16 protein-coding genes, 1 pseudogene and 1 other annotated feature are annotated in these 17,257 nt (G+C 54.1%); of the genes and pseudogenes, 12 read left to right on the top strand and 5 right to left on the bottom strand.

Annotated elements, in window-relative coordinates; all coding sequences use genetic code 11:
* The first annotated feature begins 87 nt into the window (after window positions 1-87).
* Window positions 88-162, top strand: a sequence feature (ROSE (Repression Of Heat Shock gene Expression) occurs in the 5'-region of heat shock genes and acts as an RNA thermometer to modulate expression.).
* The 3 genes from ibpA (at window position 156) to F0Q32_RS15450 (ending at window position 2,993) form a co-directional block, all read left to right on the top strand.
* The gene (gene ibpA, locus F0Q32_RS15460; RefSeq protein ID WP_015343937.1) at window positions 156-569 is read left to right on the top strand and encodes a small heat shock chaperone IbpA; all 414 of its coding nucleotides are present in this window, start codon (window positions 156-158) and stop codon (window positions 567-569) included. It overlaps the preceding feature by 7 nt.
* A 111-nt stretch (window positions 570-680) precedes the next feature.
* Window positions 681-1,109: a small heat shock chaperone IbpB gene (ibpB, locus tag F0Q32_RS15455; RefSeq protein ID WP_149463772.1), complete on the top strand. Its 429-nt coding sequence runs from the start codon at window positions 681-683 to the stop codon at window positions 1,107-1,109.
* A gap of 222 nt (window positions 1,110-1,331) precedes the next feature.
* Window positions 1,332-2,993 carry a putative transporter gene (locus F0Q32_RS15450; protein ID WP_149463771.1) on the top strand — a complete coding sequence of 554 codons (1,662 nt, stop codon included), beginning with the start codon at window positions 1,332-1,334 and terminating at the stop codon, window positions 2,991-2,993.
* Here the strand turns inward: F0Q32_RS15450 and F0Q32_RS15445 are convergent.
* The gene (locus F0Q32_RS15445) at window positions 2,973-3,710 is read right to left on the bottom strand and encodes a GntR family transcriptional regulator (RefSeq protein ID WP_149463770.1); all 738 of its coding nucleotides are present in this window, start codon (window positions 3,708-3,710) and stop codon (window positions 2,973-2,975) included. The two genes, F0Q32_RS15450 and F0Q32_RS15445, sit on opposite strands and share 21 nt — an antisense overlap.
* Window positions 3,711-4,008: 298 nt before the next feature.
* On the opposite strand from F0Q32_RS15445, the gene F0Q32_RS15440 reads away from it, so the two are divergent.
* The 5 genes from F0Q32_RS15440 to F0Q32_RS15420 all read left to right on the top strand — a co-directional run bounded on the left by F0Q32_RS15440 (window position 4,009) and on the right by F0Q32_RS15420 (window position 8,873).
* Window positions 4,009-5,631 carry an alpha-glucoside-specific PTS transporter subunit IIBC gene (locus F0Q32_RS15440; protein WP_149463769.1) on the top strand — a complete coding sequence of 541 codons (1,623 nt, stop codon included), beginning with the start codon at window positions 4,009-4,011 and terminating at the stop codon, window positions 5,629-5,631.
* Window positions 5,628-6,950: a 6-phospho-alpha-glucosidase gene (locus F0Q32_RS15435; RefSeq protein WP_149463768.1), complete on the top strand. Its 1,323-nt coding sequence runs from the start codon at window positions 5,628-5,630 to the stop codon at window positions 6,948-6,950. Before F0Q32_RS15440 ends, F0Q32_RS15435 begins: the two co-directional genes overlap by 4 nt.
* Before the next feature lie 108 nt (window positions 6,951-7,058).
* Window positions 7,059-7,406, top strand: coding sequence for a YidH family protein (locus tag F0Q32_RS15430; RefSeq protein ID WP_015343946.1), 348 nt, complete (start codon window positions 7,059-7,061; stop codon window positions 7,404-7,406).
* Complete coding sequence (locus F0Q32_RS15425) at window positions 7,396-7,758, top strand: DUF202 domain-containing protein (RefSeq protein WP_149463767.1); 363 nt, start codon at window positions 7,396-7,398, stop codon at window positions 7,756-7,758. The genes F0Q32_RS15430 and F0Q32_RS15425 overlap by 11 nt, the downstream gene beginning before the upstream one ends.
* A complete protein-coding gene (locus F0Q32_RS15420; protein WP_188016871.1) occupies window positions 7,755-8,873 on the top strand; it encodes an anaerobic sulfatase maturase in 1,119 nt (372 codons plus the stop codon). The genes F0Q32_RS15425 and F0Q32_RS15420 overlap by 4 nt, the downstream gene beginning before the upstream one ends.
* A 3-nt stretch (window positions 8,874-8,876) precedes the next feature.
* On the opposite strand, the gene dsdA is transcribed toward F0Q32_RS15420, so the two are convergent.
* Entirely contained in the window at window positions 8,877-10,199 is a 1,323-nt protein-coding gene (dsdA, locus tag F0Q32_RS15415; RefSeq protein ID WP_149463766.1) for a D-serine ammonia-lyase, read from the bottom strand.
* A gap of 17 nt (window positions 10,200-10,216) precedes the next feature.
* A complete protein-coding gene (gene dsdX / locus F0Q32_RS15410) occupies window positions 10,217-11,554 on the bottom strand; it encodes a D-serine transporter DsdX (RefSeq protein ID WP_149463765.1) in 1,338 nt (445 codons plus the stop codon).
* A 227-nt stretch (window positions 11,555-11,781) separates the two neighbouring features.
* Here dsdX and dsdC point away from each other — a divergent pair.
* A pseudogene (dsdC, locus tag F0Q32_RS15405) lies at window positions 11,782-12,709 on the top strand (DNA-binding transcriptional regulator DsdC).
* Here the strand turns inward: dsdC and emrD are convergent.
* Window positions 12,694-13,878 carry a multidrug efflux MFS transporter EmrD gene (gene emrD, locus F0Q32_RS15400; RefSeq protein ID WP_149463764.1) on the bottom strand — a complete coding sequence of 395 codons (1,185 nt, stop codon included), beginning with the start codon at window positions 13,876-13,878 and terminating at the stop codon, window positions 12,694-12,696. The pseudogene dsdC and the gene emrD overlap by 16 nt on opposite strands.
* Before the next feature lie 293 nt (window positions 13,879-14,171).
* Here emrD and ivbL point away from each other — a divergent pair, with 293 nt between their 5' ends.
* The 3 genes from ivbL (at window position 14,172) to ilvN (ending at window position 16,360) form a co-directional block, all read left to right on the top strand.
* Window positions 14,172-14,270: an ilvB operon leader peptide IvbL gene (ivbL, locus tag F0Q32_RS15395; protein WP_072277096.1), complete on the top strand. Its 99-nt coding sequence runs from the start codon at window positions 14,172-14,174 to the stop codon at window positions 14,268-14,270.
* A 107-nt stretch (window positions 14,271-14,377) separates the two neighbouring features.
* Window positions 14,378-16,066 carry an acetolactate synthase large subunit gene (ilvB, locus tag F0Q32_RS15390; protein WP_149463763.1) on the top strand — a complete coding sequence of 563 codons (1,689 nt, stop codon included), beginning with the start codon at window positions 14,378-14,380 and terminating at the stop codon, window positions 16,064-16,066.
* A 3-nt stretch (window positions 16,067-16,069) separates the two neighbouring features.
* Window positions 16,070-16,360: an acetolactate synthase small subunit gene (gene ilvN, locus F0Q32_RS15385; RefSeq protein WP_015343952.1), complete on the top strand. Its 291-nt coding sequence runs from the start codon at window positions 16,070-16,072 to the stop codon at window positions 16,358-16,360.
* 1 nt (window position 16,361) lies between these two features.
* Here the strand turns inward: ilvN and F0Q32_RS15380 are convergent, their stop codons facing one another.
* Complete coding sequence (locus tag F0Q32_RS15380; protein ID WP_149463762.1) at window positions 16,362-17,147, bottom strand: DeoR family transcriptional regulator; 786 nt, start codon at window positions 17,145-17,147, stop codon at window positions 16,362-16,364.
* Between the last annotated feature and the right edge of the window lie 110 nt (window positions 17,148-17,257).

Raw genomic sequence — 17,257 nt, 5'->3', positions numbered from 1 at the left:
AAAAAGTAAGACATATGCCCTTGAAAATCGTTCCTCAGAACACATTTTAAGAGTGTAGCCCAATGAGGAGCACGCCTGATGGGTGCTTCGGGTATCACCGCCTGTCCATGATGGAAGGCCGTAAAAATTCTCGCTGATTTCAGGAGCTATTGATTATGCGTAACTTTGATTTATCCCCGCTATACCGTTCTGCTATTGGTTTTGACCGCCTGTTCAATCTGTTAGAAAACAATCAAACCCAGAGTAACGGCGGCTACCCTCCGTACAACGTTGAGCTGGTAGACGAAAACCACTACCGCATTGCGATTGCCGTTGCCGGTTTTGCTGAAAGCGAGCTGGAAATCACCGCTCAGGACAACATGCTGGTGGTGAAAGGCGCTCATGCGGCTGAGCAGAAAGAGCGTACTTATCTCTATCAGGGGATCGCCGAGCGCAACTTTGAACGCAAGTTCCAGTTAGCGGAAAACATCCACGTGCGTGGCGCAAACCTGGTGAATGGCCTGCTCTATATCGAGCTTGAGCGCGTGATTCCTGAAGCGAATAAACCGCGCCGCATCGAAATCAACTAATTCAGTGAGCCGCTACGGCGGCTCAAATTACCCAGGCTTGCCGTCAGGGAGCCTAATGCGAATCGTCATGATTCGCAGGACTTCACTCGCTTCTTAGAAGGAGAATGTATTATGCGTAACTACGATTTATCCCCACTGCTGCGTCAATGGATCGGTTTTGACAAAATGGCGAACGCGTTGCAAAACGTCGGTGAAAGCCAGAGCTTCCCGCCCTATAACATCGAGAAAAGCGACGATAACCACTATCGCATTACCCTCGCGCTGGCTGGTTTCCGTCAGGAAGATCTGGATATTCAACTGGAAGGCACGCGCCTGACCGTGAAAGGCACGCCGCAGCCGCAGGAAAAAGAGACTAAATGGTTACATCAGGGTTTGGTCACCCAGGCGTTCAGCCTGAGCTTCACACTGGCTGAAAATATGGAAGTGTCAGGCGCAACCTTCACGAACGGCTTGTTGCATATCGATTTAACCCGCAACGTGCCGGAAGAGATTGCCCCGCAGCGTATCGCCATCAGCGAGCGTCCGGCGTTGAACAGCTAGCAATGTATTGAATTTGCATGATTTTGTAGGCCGAATAAGGCGTTTACGCCGCATCCGGCAACAACAACGCGCACTTTGTCAGCAATCTAAAGCCTCGTCTTAAGACGGGGCTTTTTTGTGCCTGCTAAAAATCCAAAGTAATTGTGCGCAAATCCCCATACAACCCACCGCATTTCTGCGAGAATCCACACTACAGGTAATGTTATTCACAGGGAAAATAGTATGAGTGATATAGCAATGACCGTCAGTGTGCTTGCTCTGGTAGCCGTCGTCGGCCTCTGGATAGGCAACGTCAAGATCCGCGGCATTGGCCTCGGTATTGGTGGCGTGCTGTTTGGCGGGATAATCGTAGGACACTTTGTCGAGATGGCAGGCGTCGAGCTTAGCGGCCCGATGCTCCATTTTATTCAGGAATTCGGCCTGATTCTCTTCGTCTACACCATCGGGATTCAGGTGGGGCCGGGATTCTTCGCCTCATTACGCGTCTCCGGGCTTCGGCTTAACCTCTTCGCCATTTTGATTGTGCTGCTGGGCGGCGTCGTCACCACGCTGCTGCATAAAATCTTCGATATCCCGCTGCCTGTTGTATTAGGGATATTCTCCGGCGCAGTCACCAACACGCCAGCCCTGGGCGCGGGTCAACAAATTCTGCGCGATCTTGGCGTGCCGTTTGATGTGGTCGATCAAATGGGTATGAGCTACGCGATGGCTTATCCTTTCGGCATCTGCGGTATCCTCCTCACCATGTGGCTGCTGCGCCTGTTCTTTCGCATTAATGTCGAGAAAGAAGCCCGACGTTTTGATAAACAAGCCGGTAACAATCACGAAAATCTGCAAACCATCAACATTTGCGTCGAAAACCCAAACCTGCATAGCATGGCGATTCAGGATGTCCCCATTCTGAACAGCGACAAAATTATCTGCTCGCGCCTGAAACGCGGCGATGTCCTGATGGTGCCATCGCCCGCCACGCTCATTGAGCAGGGTGATTTATTGCATCTGGTGGGGCGTCGATCTGACCTGCACGATGCCCAACTGGTGATCGGGAAAGAGGTTGAAACGTCGCTCTCCACGCGCGGTACCGACATGAAAGTCGAGCGCATCGTGGTCACCAACGAGAAGGTGCTCGGCAAGCGAATCCGCGATTTGCACTACAAACAGCGCTATGACGTGGTTATCTCTCGTCTCAATCGTGCGGGCGTAGAACTGGTCGCCAGCAGCCACGCGACACTGCAATTTGGTGACATCCTCAATCTGGTGGGGCGTCCGGCGGCAATCGATGCCGTGGCGGCTGAACTGGGCAACGCGCAGCAAAAACTGCAACAGGTTCAGATGCTACCGGTCTTTATTGGTATTGGGCTTGGCGTACTGTTGGGTTCTGTGCCGCTGTTTATCCCCGGTTTCCCGGTGGCGTTAAAACTGGGCCTCGCCGGTGGGCCGCTGATTATGGCGCTGATCCTCGGGCGTATCGGTAGCATCGGGAAGCTGTACTGGTTTATGCCGCCGAGCGCCAACCTGGCGCTACGTGAGCTGGGTATTGTGCTGTTTTTATCGGTGGTTGGCCTGAAATCGGGCGGCGATTTTGTTGAGACGCTGGTACACGGCGACGGTCTGAGCTGGATTGGCTACGGCATTTTCATTACCGCGATACCGCTTATTACCGTGGGTATTCTGGCGCGTATCTTTGCGCGCATGAACTACCTGACGTTGTGCGGCATGCTGGCTGGCTCGATGACCGACCCACCCGCGCTGGCCTTCGCCAACAACCTGCACGCCACTAGCGGCGCGGCTGCGCTCTCTTACGCCACCGTGTATCCACTGGTGATGTTCCTGCGCATCATCACTCCGCAGCTACTGGCGGTGCTATTCTGGGGAATGGGTTAACGGGCTATTATCGGTCTGGACGCGCCGCAAATGGTAGTCCACCTGATATTCACTGGCATTACGGAACATCACCGAATAATTGAGAAACTCGCCGCTGTCGCTGTAGGAAAGAGAGGTAATACGCAGCAGCGGCGTCTGTTCCGGCACGTTCATCGACTGCGCCAATTGCCTGTCTGCCAGCACGGGCGTCAGGCTTTCATAATTACCGCTGATGGTAATTCCGCACTCCTTCTCAATGTAATCAAACTTTGACCCTTCCAGATGCCCCAGCGAGAGCGTACGAAACAGTTTCACCGGCATGTAGCTGTCTTCCAGCATCAGCGGTTTACCGTCGACATACCGCACGCGGCGCGAGAAGTAAATCCGCTCATTAATCTGGATACGCAGTTGACTGGCGATGGCAGGCGGTGCAGGCATCACTTCAAACACCAGGACCTTGCTCACCACCTCTTTCCCCTGCTGGCGCAGCACTTCTGCCAGCCCGGTGAGGTTGGTGGTCTCATGATGCACATCTTTGCGCGCCACGTAGGTCCCGCTGCCGTGGCGGCGGATAACCAGCCCCCATGCAATCAGCATATCCACCGCTTTGCGAATGGTCATGCGTGCCACGCCAAATTCCTGGGCGAGAATTTTCTCGGCCGGAAGCGGGCTTCCCACGCTGTAATCGGAGGAGTTGAGCCGTAAACGCAGTTTGTCAGCGATAGATTTGTAGATCACCAGTAGACCTCTGTTTTAGGGTAAGCGGTAAGAATCGAGCCTCTGTTTCTAATTATTAATTCATATATATCATTAAGATAAACTGTGTTCTCTCGGTGAATCATTTCGCGCAAATTCATGTTGTCTATTTTTCTATGAAAAAGTAGACAACATCGGCGCAATTAAAACCATGAAAGGGATCACGAATCGAACCGGCACGGCATGTTGTCTGCCCGGCAAATTCCTATTCTCGAAGCAGGCTGATAGAGAAGATAAATAAAGCCACTCACCCTACAAGTTGTTAAATGAGGATTACCAAATGCTCAGTCAAATACAACGCTTTGGCGGCGCCATGTTTACCCCGGTATTGCTGTTTCCTTTTGCCGGGATCGTGGTGGGTATCGCCATTATGTTGCGTAACCCGATGTTTGTCGGCGAAGCGCTCACGGCTCACGATAATTTATTTGCTCAGATTGTTCATATTATTGAAGAAGGCGGCTGGACCGTATTTCGCAACATGCCGCTTATTTTCGCCGTTGGCTTACCGATTGGCCTGGCAAAGCAGGCGCAGGGCCGAGCCTGTCTGGCAGTGCTGGTGAGTTTCCTCACCTGGAACTACTTTATTAACGCGATGGGAATGACCTGGGGCCACTTTTTTGGCGTCGATTTTTCCGTCGATCCTACCGCCGGTAGTGGCCTGACGATGATCGCCGGAATAAAAACGCTCGACACCAGTATTATTGGCGCGATCGTTATTTCCGGTATCGTTACTGCGCTGCATAACCGCTATTTTGATAAACCTCTGCCGGTATTTCTCGGTATTTTCCAGGGAACATCGTTTGTGGTGATTGTCGCTTTCCTGGCGATGATCCCCTGCGCCTGGTTAACCCTGCTTGGCTGGCCCAAAGTGCAATTAGGCATTGAATCACTGCAGGCATTTTTACGCTCTGCCGGGGCGCTGGGGGTATGGGTTTATATCTTCCTTGAACGTATTTTGATTCCGACCGGTTTACACCACTTCGTCTATGGCCCGTTCATCTTTGGCCCGGCGGTGGTTGAAAGCGGCATTCAGGTTTACTGGGCGCAGCATTTACAGGAATTCAGCCAGAGCACCGAACCGCTGAAAGCACTGTTCCCGGAAGGCGGTTTCGCCCTGCACGGCAACTCGAAGGTCTTTGGCTCCGTTGGCATTGCGCTGGCGCTCTACTTCACCGCCGCGCCGGAAAACCGCGTCAAAGTCGCTGGTTTGCTGATTCCCGCCACGCTGACGGCGATGCTGGTTGGCATCACCGAACCGCTGGAGTTCACTTTCCTGTTTATCTCGCCTCTTCTGTTCGCCGTACACGCCGTGCTGGCCGCGACGATGGCGACGGTGATGTATATGTGCGGTGTCGTCGGCAACTTCGGCGGTGGCCTTTTGGATCAGTTCCTGCCGCAAAACTGGATACCGATGTTCCACAACCATGCGTCGATGATGTTTATCCAGATTAGCGTTGGCGTGTGCTTTACCGCGCTCTACTTCGTCATCTTCCGCACCCTGATTCTGCGCTTCAACCTGAAAACGCCGGGCCGCGAAGAAAGCGAAATCAAGCTCTACAGCAAAGCCGATTACCAGGCCGCACGCGGCAAAACCAGCGCCGCAGGTGCACCGGACACCAAACTGGGCCAGGCCGCCGGATTCCTGCAAGCGTTGGGCGGCGCGGCAAATATCGAAAGTATCAATAACTGCGCCACCCGACTGCGCATTGCCCTGAAAGACATGGCGCATACGCAAAGTGACGAGGTCTTTAAAGCGCTGGGCGCACACGGCGTCGTGCGCCGTGGCAACGGAATTCAGGTGATTGTCGGCCTGCATGTCCCCCAGGTTCGCGACCAGCTTGAAACCCTAATGAAAGAATCTTTCCCGACCGAACAATCCACCATGACGGAGGCAGTATCATGAAAAAATTCTCAGTTGTTATCGCAGGCGGCGGCAGCACATTTACTCCCGGTATCGTCCTGATGTTGCTGGCAAACCAGGATCGTTTCCCTCTGCGTTCACTGAAATTTTACGACAACGACGGGGCCCGTCAGGAAGTGATCGCCGAGGCCTGTAAAATCGTCCTCAAAGAGCAGGCACCGGATATCGAGTTCAGCTACACCACCGATCCGGAAACGGCTTTTACCGATGTCGATTTTGTGATGGCGCACATCCGCGTTGGCAAATATCCGATGCGTGAAAAAGATGAAAAAATCCCGCTTCGCCACGGCGTGCTCGGCCAGGAAACCTGCGGGCCTGGTGGGATTGCCTACGGTATGCGCTCTATCGGCGGTGTGCTGGAGCTGGTGGATTACATGGAAAAATATTCGCCGAACGCCTGGATGCTGAACTATTCCAATCCGGCGGCAATTGTGGCGGAAGCGACCCGTCGTCTGCGTCCTAACGCCAAAATTCTCAATATTTGTGATATGCCGATCGGTATTGAAGGGCGCATGGCGCAAATCGTGGGCCTGCAAGATCGCAAACAGATGCGCGTGCGTTACTACGGCCTGAACCACTTCGGCTGGTGGACCTCCATTGAGGATCTGCAAGGCAACGATTTGATGCCGAAATTACGTGAATATGTGGCAAAACACGGCTATGTTCCGCCCTCTAACGATCCGCATACGGAAGCTAGCTGGAACGATACCTTTGCCAAGGCGAAAGATGTGCAGGCCCTCGACCCGCAAACCCTGCCCAATACTTACCTGAAATATTACCTGTTCCCGGACTACGTGGTGGCCCACTCCAACCCGGAACGCACGCGCGCCAACGAAGTGATGGACCACCGCGAGAAACACGTCTTCAGCGCCTGCCGGGCAATTATTGAAGCGGGTAACTCCTCTGCGGGCGAGCTGGAAATCGATGAACACGCGTCTTACATCGTCGATCTGGCGGCGGCGATTGCCTTCAACACCCAGGAGCGCATGCTGTTAATTGTGCCGAACAATGGCGCTATTTCTAACTTTGACGCTGACGCGATGGTCGAAATTCCGTGCCTGGTGGGCCACAACGGGCCAGAGCCGCTGACCGTTGGCGAAATCCCGCACTTCCAGAAAGGGATGATGGGCCAGCAGGTGATGGTTGAAAAACTGGTCGTGGATGCCTGGGAAGAGCGCTCATACCAGAAATTGTGGCAGGCGATTACGCTGTCGAAAACCGTGCCGAGCGCATCAGTGGCGAAAGCGATTCTCGATGATTTGGTTGAGGCGAATAGGGAGTATTGGCCGGAATTGAATTAAAAGACTGAGCCGGCATCTGAGGGTGCCGGTTTTTCATCTTCGTGTGTTCTTTAATAGTTTTCTCCTTCCGGTCGGTTACACTCGGAACAACGACCTGGAGGATTGTTTATGAAAATTTCCCGCCTCGGAGAAGCCCCGGATTACCGTTTCTCGCTGGCGAATGAACGCACGTTTCTGGCGTGGATCCGTACATCGCTGGGCTTTCTGGCGGCAGGCGTCGGTCTTGATCAACTGGCGCCTGACTTCGCAACGCCGGTCATTCGTGAACTTCTGGCGTTATTACTGTGCCTGTTCGCGGGCGGGCTGGCGATTTACGGTTATCTGCGCTGGCTGCGTAATGAAAAAGCGATGCGGCTGAAGGAGGACCTGCCTTACACTCATAGCTTACTGATTATTAGTGTGATTTTAATGGTTGTTGCCGCCATTGTGATGGGCCTTGTGCTTTATGCCGGCTAACCGTAAAGCGCGCAGGGAGAGTGATCCAGGTCTGCAGCCTGAACGTACCTCGCTCGCCTGGTTTCGTACCCTACTTGGTTACGCAGCGCTGATGCTGCTGGCGATTAAACATAACTGGCATCAGGCCGGGATTTTGTTCTGGATCTCAATTGCGGTACTGGCAATAGCCGCACCGGTGCTTTGGCGATATACTCGAAATCGCATTTTAATGGACGTTACGCAAAATGATTTTGCGCAACCCCGCGTGGTGCGCGATAAGTTTTTTATCGCGCTTGCGGTTCTCTCACTGGCGTTGCTGTTTGCGGTAACGCATCTGCGTCAGGTGGGGTTATTGATAAAGGATTATCTATGACAGGCTGCCAGGTCATGGTCAAACCGGCCAGTTCTCGCTGTAATCTGCGCTGCAGATACTGCTTCTATATTGAAAAACCACAACAGAGCGTAATGGATGACGACACGCTTGAAGCGTTTATTCGTCAACATATTGATGCGCAGCCGGGCGATGAGGTGCTGTTTGCCTGGCAGGGTGGCGAGCCTACGCTCTGCGGGTTGGATTATTTTAAACGTGTTGTTGCGCTTCAGCGGCGCTACGCAAATGGCAAACGCATTGCCAATGCCTTCCAGACCAACGGGATTCTCCTTAACGAGGCATGGTGCCGGTTTTTCCACGAACATAACTGGCTGGTGGGCGTCTCTATCGATGGCCCCGCGCCGTTGCATGATGCATTACGTGTAAGCACTAGCGGCAAGCCTACCCATCATAAAGTTGTTGAAGCTATCCATCTTTTGACCGCCCATCGTGTTGAGTTCAACCTGCTGGTGGTCGTCAACAGTCTCAACAGCCAGCATCCGCAGGCGCTTTATCGTTACTTACGTAAACTCGGTACACCGTTTATCCAGTTCATCCCTCTGGTTGAGCGGGATGAAAACGGTAATTTAACGGCAGAATCGCTGACCGGGCAGCGTTGGGGCGAGTTTCTGACGCGCGTCTTTTCCGTCTGGGTAAGAGAAGATATTGGCCGCGTTTACGTACAACTCTTTGATTCTACGCTGGGCGTCTGGTCTGGCTATCCCGCGCAGATGTGTGCCCAAAGTGAGCGCTGTGGTCACGCCTTTGCGCTGGAGTCTAATGGCGATCTTTATCAGTGCGATCACTACGTTTATCCGGCGTATCGGCTGGGCAATATTCACGAGCAACCGCTTAAGGTGCTTAATGTACAACCGGAGGTCGCGGCTTTTGGCGCAAACAAACAGCGTGCGCTTACGGATGCTTGCCGACAATGCCCTGTGATACGCTTGTGTCAGGGTGATTGCCCAAAACACCGCCTGAATGCAGGCAAAAGCGCGTTATGCGAAGGCTATCGCCAGTTCTTCACCGATACGGCGCCACACATGAAAATTATGCGCGATCTGCTGAAGCACCACCGCTCGCCCGTTGAGCTGATGGTGATGCTTCAGCGAAGCTAGGGTTTAACGGCCTTTCGCCAGATACTGCGCCATCTCTTCTTCCGGCACCATGCCGCCGCCCGTCGCCCACACCAGGTGGGTGGCGTGGTTAAGCTGTTCGGCGCTGAAACCGTGCATCTGCTGATACGCGCTGGACGCGCAAACGCGCTGCGGCCCAGCCATACCCGCCAGCGCTGAAGGCTCAAGGCGGATATTTTCCTCCTGCGCCAGCCAGCCCAACATGTCGTACATCGTCTGATCGTCGAGCGTATAAAGCCCGTCGAGCAGACGTTCCATTGCGCGGCCCACAAAACCGGATGCGCGCCCCACTGCCAGCCCATCCGCCGCTGTCAGGTTATCAATGCCGATGTCCTGAACGGAAAGCGCATCGTGCAGGCCGGTGTACACGCCCAGCAGCATGCACGGCGAGTGAGTTGGCTCTGCAAAGAAGCAGTGAACGTTATCGCCAAAAGCCAGCTTCAGGCCAAAGGCCACGCCGCCAGGGCCGCCGCCCACGCCGCACGGCAGATAAACAAACAGCGGATGATCGGCATCGACCACGCGTCCCTGCTGGGCAAACTGCGCTTTCAGGCGCTGCCCGGCGACGGCATAGCCAAGGAATAAGGTGCGGGAGTTTTCATCGTCGATAAAGAAGCAGTTCGGGTCTGACTCCGCCGCTTTGCGCCCCTGTTCGACCGCCACGCCGTAATCTTCTTCATACTCGACCACCGTCACGCCGTGGCTGCGCAGCTTCGCTTTTTTCCAGGCGCGGGCGTCAGCGGACATATGTACGGTAACCTTAAACCCGATACAAGCGCTCATGATGCCAATCGACAAACCGAGATTGCCTGTGGAGCCCACCGCGATGCTGTACTGGCTGAAAAACTTTTTAAATTCAGGGGAAAGCAGCACGCTGTAGTCATCTTCGGTATTCAGCAGGCCCGCTTTCAGCGCCAGTTTCTCGGCGTGGGTCAGCACTTCATAGATGCCGCCACGGGCTTTAATCGAGCCGGAAATGGGCAGATGATTGTCTTTCTTGAGCAGAATTTCACCGCCCACTTTCTGACTGAACTGTTGTTCCAGGCGCTTTTGCATCGCAGGGATCGCCACCACGTCAGATTCAATTATCCCGCCGGTTGCGGCGGTTTCCGGAAACGCTTTTGCCAGGTACGGTGCGAAACGCGTCAGACGGTCGTGCGCGGCCTTAACGTCTTGTTCCGTCAGGCCAACATAGGGTAAACCTTCCGCAAGAGAAGTGGTGCCGGGGTTAAACCAGGTGGTCTCTTTGAGCGCGACCAGGTCGTCCACTAAAGGATATTGAGCGATGAGTTTTTGAATGTTTTCCATAGTACGTCTCTTTGCGCTTAGATGATAAAGGAAAGCAGGAATGTGCATGCCAGTGCAACGACGGAGGCAATAAATGTCGCCGTTGTATAGTATTTAAACGTCTCGTTCAGGGTTGCGCCGCAATACTGTTTCACCAGCCAGAAGAGGGAGTCGGTGACGATCGTGCAACCAATTGCGCCTGAACCAATAGCAATGGCGATGATCTCCGGGCTCACGTTCGGATAAAGCGGCAGCATTGGGGAGACAATCGCTGTTGCGCCCATCATCGCTACCGTGGCGGAACCGACTGCCGCATGCAGAATCAGCGCCACCAGCCACGCCAGCAGAATCGGGTGCATATGCATGTCGGAGAGGATAAGCGCCAGCGTATCTGCCAGGCCGCTGCCTTTCAGAATTGCGTTGAATGCACCGCCTGCACCGATAATCAGCAGAATGTTGGCGATGGAGCCGAACCCGTTCTCTGTGTGGGTCAGTAGCGTGCTCATGCCAATATGCTGACGCAGACCAAGGATGTAATAGGCCACGAATACGGCGATAAACATGGCGGTAATCGGGTTGCCGATAAATTCCAGCAGCGTATAGACCGTGGTGCCTTTTTCCATGTTCAATTCAGCGACGGTTTTCACCAGCATCAGGCCAATTGGCAGCAGAACGGTAAACAGTGTTGCGCCAAGTGACGGCAGCGTTTTTTCATCGCGTACTTCAAGGTCTGAAAACTCGGCCGGTACGGCCTTAAAGGGCAGACGATTGCCGAGGAATTTCAGGTACAGCGGGCCGCCGATAAGTGAGGCCATCAGCCCAACCAGTAGGCCGTAAACGATAACTGAACCTAAATCTGCCCCCAGTTTATTGGCGACAAACAGCGCAGCCGGGTGCGGTGGTACAACGCAGTGAACGGCCATTAATGCGGTACACAGCGGAATCGCCAGCTTTAACAATGACGTATTGGTTTTTTTTGCGATGGAAAACGCCAGTGGGATCAAGAGCACGACGCCCACTTCCACAAACAGCGTAATTCCACAAATCAGCCCCACCAGCACCATAATGACGTCGGCAGAGAGCCAGCGGCAGCGCTGAAGCGTCAGCCCAATCCGCTCCGCCGCGCCGGAGACTTCCATCATTTTGCCCAGAATGGTGCCAAGGCCAATAACGGCGGCCAGGAAGCCCAGCGTGCCGCCAATTCCGCTTTCCACGGCGTTCACCATTTCCAGCGGGCCCATGCCCATCATCGCGCCCACGAAAAAGCTGGCTAATAACAGCGCCAGAAACGGGTGGAATTTAAACTTCACGATGGTCAAAACGATCAACACGATGCTTATCAACAGCGTGCTTACAACCCATATTTGAGAGTGCATATCTCACCTTGCCCTGTGATTAACCTCCCCCTATTGGACAAAAAACGGGCATAGCCTGACAAACGATGTATTTGTCCTTTCACATGAGCCAGATTGAATCAAAATGGTGATTTACGTCGAATAACGAAGGTAAATTGCGAGATGATTCACTCTAATTCATCCTTGCGCTGATTTTTGCAGCATGTTTTTTTACACTGATAAGTACTATTTGGGTTGATGAGGCGGTTATGGATCCCCTGCGCGACGTGCGAAATCGGCTGCTGAATGGCTGGCAGTTATCGAAGCTCTACACCTTTGAAGTGGCGGCGAGGCATCAGTCCTTTGCGTTGGCGGCGGATGAACTCTCGCTGAGCCCCAGCGCCGTCAGCCATCGCATTAATCAGTTGGAAGAGGAGTTGGGTATCCAGCTGTTTGTCCGATCGCACCGTAAAGTTGAACTGACGCACGAAGGGAAGCGGGTGTTCTGGGCACTGAAATCGTCGCTGGAAGGAAATTCTGGACATCAAAAACCAGGAGCTTTCCGGCACGCTCACGGTTTATTCGCGGCCGTCCATTGCACAGTGCTGGCTGGTACCCGCGTTGGGTGATTTCACCCGTCGCTATCCATCGATTTCACTGACTATGCTAACCGGAAATGACAACGTTAATTTACAGCGGGCGGGCATCGACCTGGCGATTTACTTCGACGATGCGCCATCGGCACAGCTAACACACCATTTTTTGATGGATGAAGAAATTTTGCCGGTGTGCAGCCCCGACTATGCGCGGCGTTATGATCTGAATGGACGGCTGGTAAATCTTCCGCACTGTACATTGCTGCACGACAGGCAGGCGTGGAGCAACGACTCGGGCACCGATGAATGGCACAGTTGGGCGCAACATTTTGCGGTGAATCTGCCGACATCGTCGGGGATTGGTTTCGATCGTTCAGATTTAGCGGTGATTGCCGCGATGAATCATATCGGTGTGGCGATGGGGCGGAAGCGTTTAGTGCAAAAACGCCTCGACAGCGGGGAGCTGGTGGCTCCCTTCGGCGATATGGCGCTGAAATGTCATCAGCACTATTACGTCACCACGCTGCCTGGCCGTCAGTGGCCGAAAATCGAGGCGTTTATTGGCTGGTTGCAGGAGCAGGTGGCTTACACCGGCTGCTGATGATGATGAAAACGCGAAGCCAACGGCAGCCAGCACAGGAAAATCAGCAGGCCCATCAGCGTCATCAGCAGGCCAAGGCTGGCCTGGCCGGTTTGCGGCATCATGGCTGAAAGCCACGCCAGCACGCCGGAACCAATATTTTGCAAGCCGCCGACCAGCGCGCCAGCGGTACCGGCGAGGAACGGGAAGGGTTCCATCGCACCGCTGGTTGCCAACGGAAAGAGCATCCCCGCGCCGAAGAAGAAGAGAGCGGCGGGCACCAGCAGCGTCCAGACGGTCATCACGCCGAACAGGCCCGGTATCCACATCATCAGCCCGGCAACCAGGCAGCTCATCACCGACTGCCACATCAGCGTTGGGAAACGCTTATTCGGACGTCCGGCAAACCAGGCGCCAAAGAATGCCGCCGGGATCGGCAGAATAAACAGAATGCTTACCACCATACTGTTCAGGCCAAGCACCGCGCCCATCAGCACGCCAGAACAGGCTTCAAACACCGCAATGCCTGCCAGCCCACCAATCAGCATCAGCAGATAGCAGTTGAACGCGCTGCTGCCAAAAAGCGTTTTGTAGTTGCTGATAAGCCGCGTTTTCGGCGCTCCGACAGGGCGCGTTTCCGGCATCCAGCGCGCCATGCTGAAGGTGACAATCACGCACAGGGTCAGCAGGAAGCCGTAGCACGCACGCCAGCTCCAGGCGGTATCAAGCAGCCCGCCAATCAGCGGCGCGAGCAGTGGGCTCACCAGAATACCCATATTCAACAGGCTGTTAGCGTGGCGAAGCTGGCTGCCCTCGTACAGGTCACGTGGCAGGGTACGCGCCATTACGCCGCCCACGCCGGTGCCCATTCCCTGTAGCGCGCTGGCGGCAATCAGCACCGTCAGGTCGTGGGTGGACATGGCGATAATCGTCGCCAGCATAAAAATCGACATCCCAACCAGAATCACCGGACGGCGACCTACGCGATCAGAAAGCGGGCCATAGAAAAGTTGCGAAACGCCATAGGTCAGCAGATAGGCTGCCATGACGCTTTGCACCGCGCCCTCGCGAACGTTGAGATCGCGTGCCATATCAGCAATTGCAGGAATATATATGGTTTGCGCCATCTGTCCGACGGCTACCAGCAACACCAGCATCAATAAGATAGTGACGTTTCTTTGGCTTTTCATTTCTCTGATATTTTATAAAAAAGGAAAATATAAGAATAAGCTGCTGCTTATTACCCTAAATGCGGGTGGAATCTACCATATCAAGATGACAATTTAACCATCAGATATGTGAATGATTTGTAGCAACCAGGCAGGATTTATAGACGGTGACGGCAACTAATCTTGCCAGTCTCAGCGTGGCTCTGGAGTGTGATCGCGCAAACATTTTCACGCAGATGAATTTTTTTCCGTTGCCAGCGCCCACAACCTGTGTTTGTATAAATTCAATTGATGAATTGATAAACAGGTCCCTAATGACTCCTTCCATGATGACGTCGACCCTACTAAAAACCGCGCTACCAGCCGCGGTGGTCGTCGTGCGTGTGGTGGTGGTCGTCGGCAATGCGCCGTAGGGTCCGGAACAACACACGATTCCAAAACCCCGCCGGCGCAAACCGGGCGGGGTTTTTCGTTTAAGGACCCTCCCCGGAAAGTCGGCTCAGAATAAAAGGACTGGAGCATGGCAAGTTCGGGCACAACATCACAGACCAGACGCTTTACCGGCGCAGAACTGATTGTCCATTTACTGGAGCGTCAGGGGATTACTATGGTTACCGGCATTCCAGGCGGCACCGTATTGCCCCTGTACGATGCATTAAGCCAAAGCAAAAAAATTCGCCATATCCTGGCGCGTCACGAGCAGGGTGCCGGGTTTATTGCGCAGGGCATGGCGCGTACGGCGGGGAAACCGGCGGTATGCATGGCCTGTAGCGGCCCCGGCGCCACCAACCTGGTGACCGCCATCGCCGATGCGCGTCTCGACTCGATTCCATTAGTTTGCATCACCGGGCAGGTGGCCTCCTCGTTAATCGGCACCGACGCGTTTCAGGAAGTCGACACCTACGGCATCTCTATCCCCATCACCAAACACAACTATTTAGTTCGCAACATCACGGAGTTACCGCAGGTTATTGCGGACGCTTTCCGCATTGCGCAGTCTGGCCGTCCGGGCCCGGTGTGGATAGACATTCCTAAGGATGTGCAGACCGCTGAAATCGAACTGAATGAACTGCCGGAGCCCGGCGACCGTGCGCCAACGCCTGAATTCAGTGCCGAGAGCGTGCGCGAAGCCGCCGCGATGATCAACGCCGCGCAGCGTCCGGTGCTCTATCTGGGGGGCGGCGTCATTAACGCGCCGGAGCGTGTACGCGAGCTGGCTGAGAAAGCGAATTTGCCGACCACCATGACTTTGATGGCATTAGGCATGCTGCCTAAAGCGCATCCGCTGTCGTTAGGTATGCTGGGGATGCACGGCGCGCGCAGCACCAATTTTATTTTACAACAGTCTGATTTACTGGTTGTTTTAGGCGCGCGTTTTGATGACCGGGCGACGGGGAAAGTGGCCGAATTTTGCCCGAATGCGAAGATCATTCACGTCGATATCGACCGCGCCGAGCTGGGAAAAATCAAGCAAGCCCACGTGGCGATTCAGGCCGATGTGGATGATGTCCTGGCGCAACTGTTGCCGCAGATTGACGCGCAGCCGCGTAACGCATGGCGTGAAAAAGTGGCTGAACTGCAACAGGAATTCCCGTGCGCGATCCCGCAGGAAACGGACCCATTAAGTCATTATGGCCTGATCAACGCCGTTGCCGCCTGCGTGAACGACGACGCGATTATCGCCACTGACGTGGGCCAGCACCAGATGTGGACTGCCCAGGCGTATCCGCTCAATCGCCCGCGTCAGTGGCTGACTTCCGGCGGCCTTGGCACAATGGGCTTCGGCTTGCCTGCGGCGGTTGGCGCGGCGCTGGCGAACCCGGATCGCAAAGTTCTGTGCTTCTCGGGTGACGGCAGTTTGATGATGAATATTCAGGAAATGGCGACGGCGGCTGAAAATCAGCTGGATGTGAAAATTATCCTGATGAATAACGAAGCGCTGGGCCTGGTGCATCAACAACAGAGCCTGTTCTACAAACAGGGCGTGTTTGCGGCGACGTATCCGGGCATGATCAACTTTATGCAAATTGCCGCCGGTTTCGGCCTGGCAACCTGCGACTTAAACAGCGAAACGGACCCACAGGGCGCGCTGCAGGCCATTATCAATCGACCGGGCCCGGCGCTGATCCACGTGCGTATCGACCCGCAGGAAAAAGTGTATCCGATGGTACCGCCGGGCGCGGCCAATACTGAAATGGTGGGGGAATAAGCCATGCAAAACACAGCACACGATAACGTCATTCTCGAACTCACCGTTCGCAACCACCCCGGCGTCATGACCCACGTCTGCGGCCTGTTTGCCCGTCGCGCGTTTAACGTCGAAGGCATCCTTTGCCTACCGATTCAGGACAGCGATCAAAGCCATATCTGGCTACTGGTCAACGATGACCAGCGGCTGGAGCAGATGATGAGCCAGATAGACAAGCTGGAAGACGTGGTGAAAGTGCAGCGCAACCAGTCGGACCCGACGATGTTTAATAAGATTGCGGTGTTTTTTCAGTAAGTTATTCGTCTTCCGAATCCGGCGTGATGACTTTTACCGAACCGTTCCGGCAGTGGATAACATAATCTGCCGGTAACGGACGATCGCTTATCAATATATCGAAGGCGGATAAGGGAGAGAGACTGGCAGGCGCAACTTCATCAAAAAGGGCATGGCGAGCCAGTAGAATTTTTCGTTGTCCACGCTCCATCGCTTTACGCTTAGTGGCGAGATCGTCGGGGTTAAACCAACTGACGCCAAAATGCTCATGCACGCCGCTTGCTGAGATAAACACTTTACGCGGATTGAGCGCATCTAAAGGCGAAGGGTTATTCGTATCGTAAAAGGCATCGCTTCGTGCGCGATAGGTACCGCCACAAAGCACCGCCGTGGCGTTGGGTTTGTCATTGAGTGCCACAAACACGCGGTGTGAGTAGCAGATGCCGGTGAAGGAAATATCGTCCGGGATCATGCTGATCACTAACGGAATCTCCGGCCCATTATCAAAGAAGACCAAATCGTTTTCATTCACCATTCCCGCGGCCAATATGGCAACCGGAAGATCGTCACGATGGTGTGCTTTTTTCACCGAAGTAGAAGGGGATGCTGGTGCGGCGGGTTTGTTCACCATCACGATATAGCCGCCCAGAAGTGCCAGAGGGAGAGGTTCATCGTCCTGGCTGAGATCCCGTCGAATGGTCATCACCGAAACTTCCAGCATTCGCGCCGCGTCTTTCAGATGGATTCGGTCGGTCTTCTTCAATAATTCCATCAAACGTCGAATGCGTTCTTTTTGCTTCGTTTCCATTCACTCTCTCCGCAAAGCGTGTTGTACATGTTCCTTACGTAACATTTTGTGTGTTTTGGAACATCAACATAGTTGATTCACTATACGTCTGGTCACGGTTAAATAAAAGA

Origin of the sequence: Pseudocitrobacter sp. 73 (assembly GCF_008369545.1) — a bacterium.
GTDB lineage: Bacteria > Pseudomonadota > Gammaproteobacteria > Enterobacterales > Enterobacteriaceae > Pseudocitrobacter > Pseudocitrobacter vendiensis.
The sequence above is the reverse complement of the archived record's forward strand: the minus strand, read 5'-3'. Positions and strand labels throughout refer to the sequence as shown.

Coding starts and splice junctions, on each gene's coding strand:
- F0Q32_RS15430 (WP_015343946.1), top strand. CDS start 7,059: ATGAAAATTTCCCGCCTCGGAGAAGCCCCGGATTACCGTTTCTCGCTG.
- ivbL (WP_072277096.1), top strand. CDS start 14,172: ATGACTCCTTCCATGATGACGTCGACCCTACTAAAAACCGCGCTACCA.
- ibpB (WP_149463772.1), top strand. CDS start 681: ATGCGTAACTACGATTTATCCCCACTGCTGCGTCAATGGATCGGTTTT.
- emrD (WP_149463764.1), bottom strand. CDS start 13,878: ATGAAAAGCCAAAGAAACGTCACTATCTTATTGATGCTGGTGTTGCTG.
- F0Q32_RS15440 (WP_149463769.1), top strand. CDS start 4,009: ATGCTCAGTCAAATACAACGCTTTGGCGGCGCCATGTTTACCCCGGTA.
- ilvB (WP_149463763.1), top strand. CDS start 14,378: ATGGCAAGTTCGGGCACAACATCACAGACCAGACGCTTTACCGGCGCA.
- dsdA (WP_149463766.1), bottom strand. CDS start 10,199: ATGGAAAACATTCAAAAACTCATCGCTCAATATCCTTTAGTGGACGAC.
- ilvN (WP_015343952.1), top strand. CDS start 16,070: ATGCAAAACACAGCACACGATAACGTCATTCTCGAACTCACCGTTCGC.
- ibpA (WP_015343937.1), top strand. CDS start 156: ATGCGTAACTTTGATTTATCCCCGCTATACCGTTCTGCTATTGGTTTT.
- F0Q32_RS15450 (WP_149463771.1), top strand. CDS start 1,332: ATGAGTGATATAGCAATGACCGTCAGTGTGCTTGCTCTGGTAGCCGTC.
- F0Q32_RS15425 (WP_149463767.1), top strand. CDS start 7,396: ATGCCGGCTAACCGTAAAGCGCGCAGGGAGAGTGATCCAGGTCTGCAG.
- F0Q32_RS15435 (WP_149463768.1), top strand. CDS start 5,628: ATGAAAAAATTCTCAGTTGTTATCGCAGGCGGCGGCAGCACATTTACT.
- dsdX (WP_149463765.1), bottom strand. CDS start 11,554: ATGCACTCTCAAATATGGGTTGTAAGCACGCTGTTGATAAGCATCGTG.
- F0Q32_RS15380 (WP_149463762.1), bottom strand. CDS start 17,147: ATGGAAACGAAGCAAAAAGAACGCATTCGACGTTTGATGGAATTATTG.
- F0Q32_RS15420 (WP_188016871.1), top strand. CDS start 7,755: ATGACAGGCTGCCAGGTCATGGTCAAACCGGCCAGTTCTCGCTGTAAT.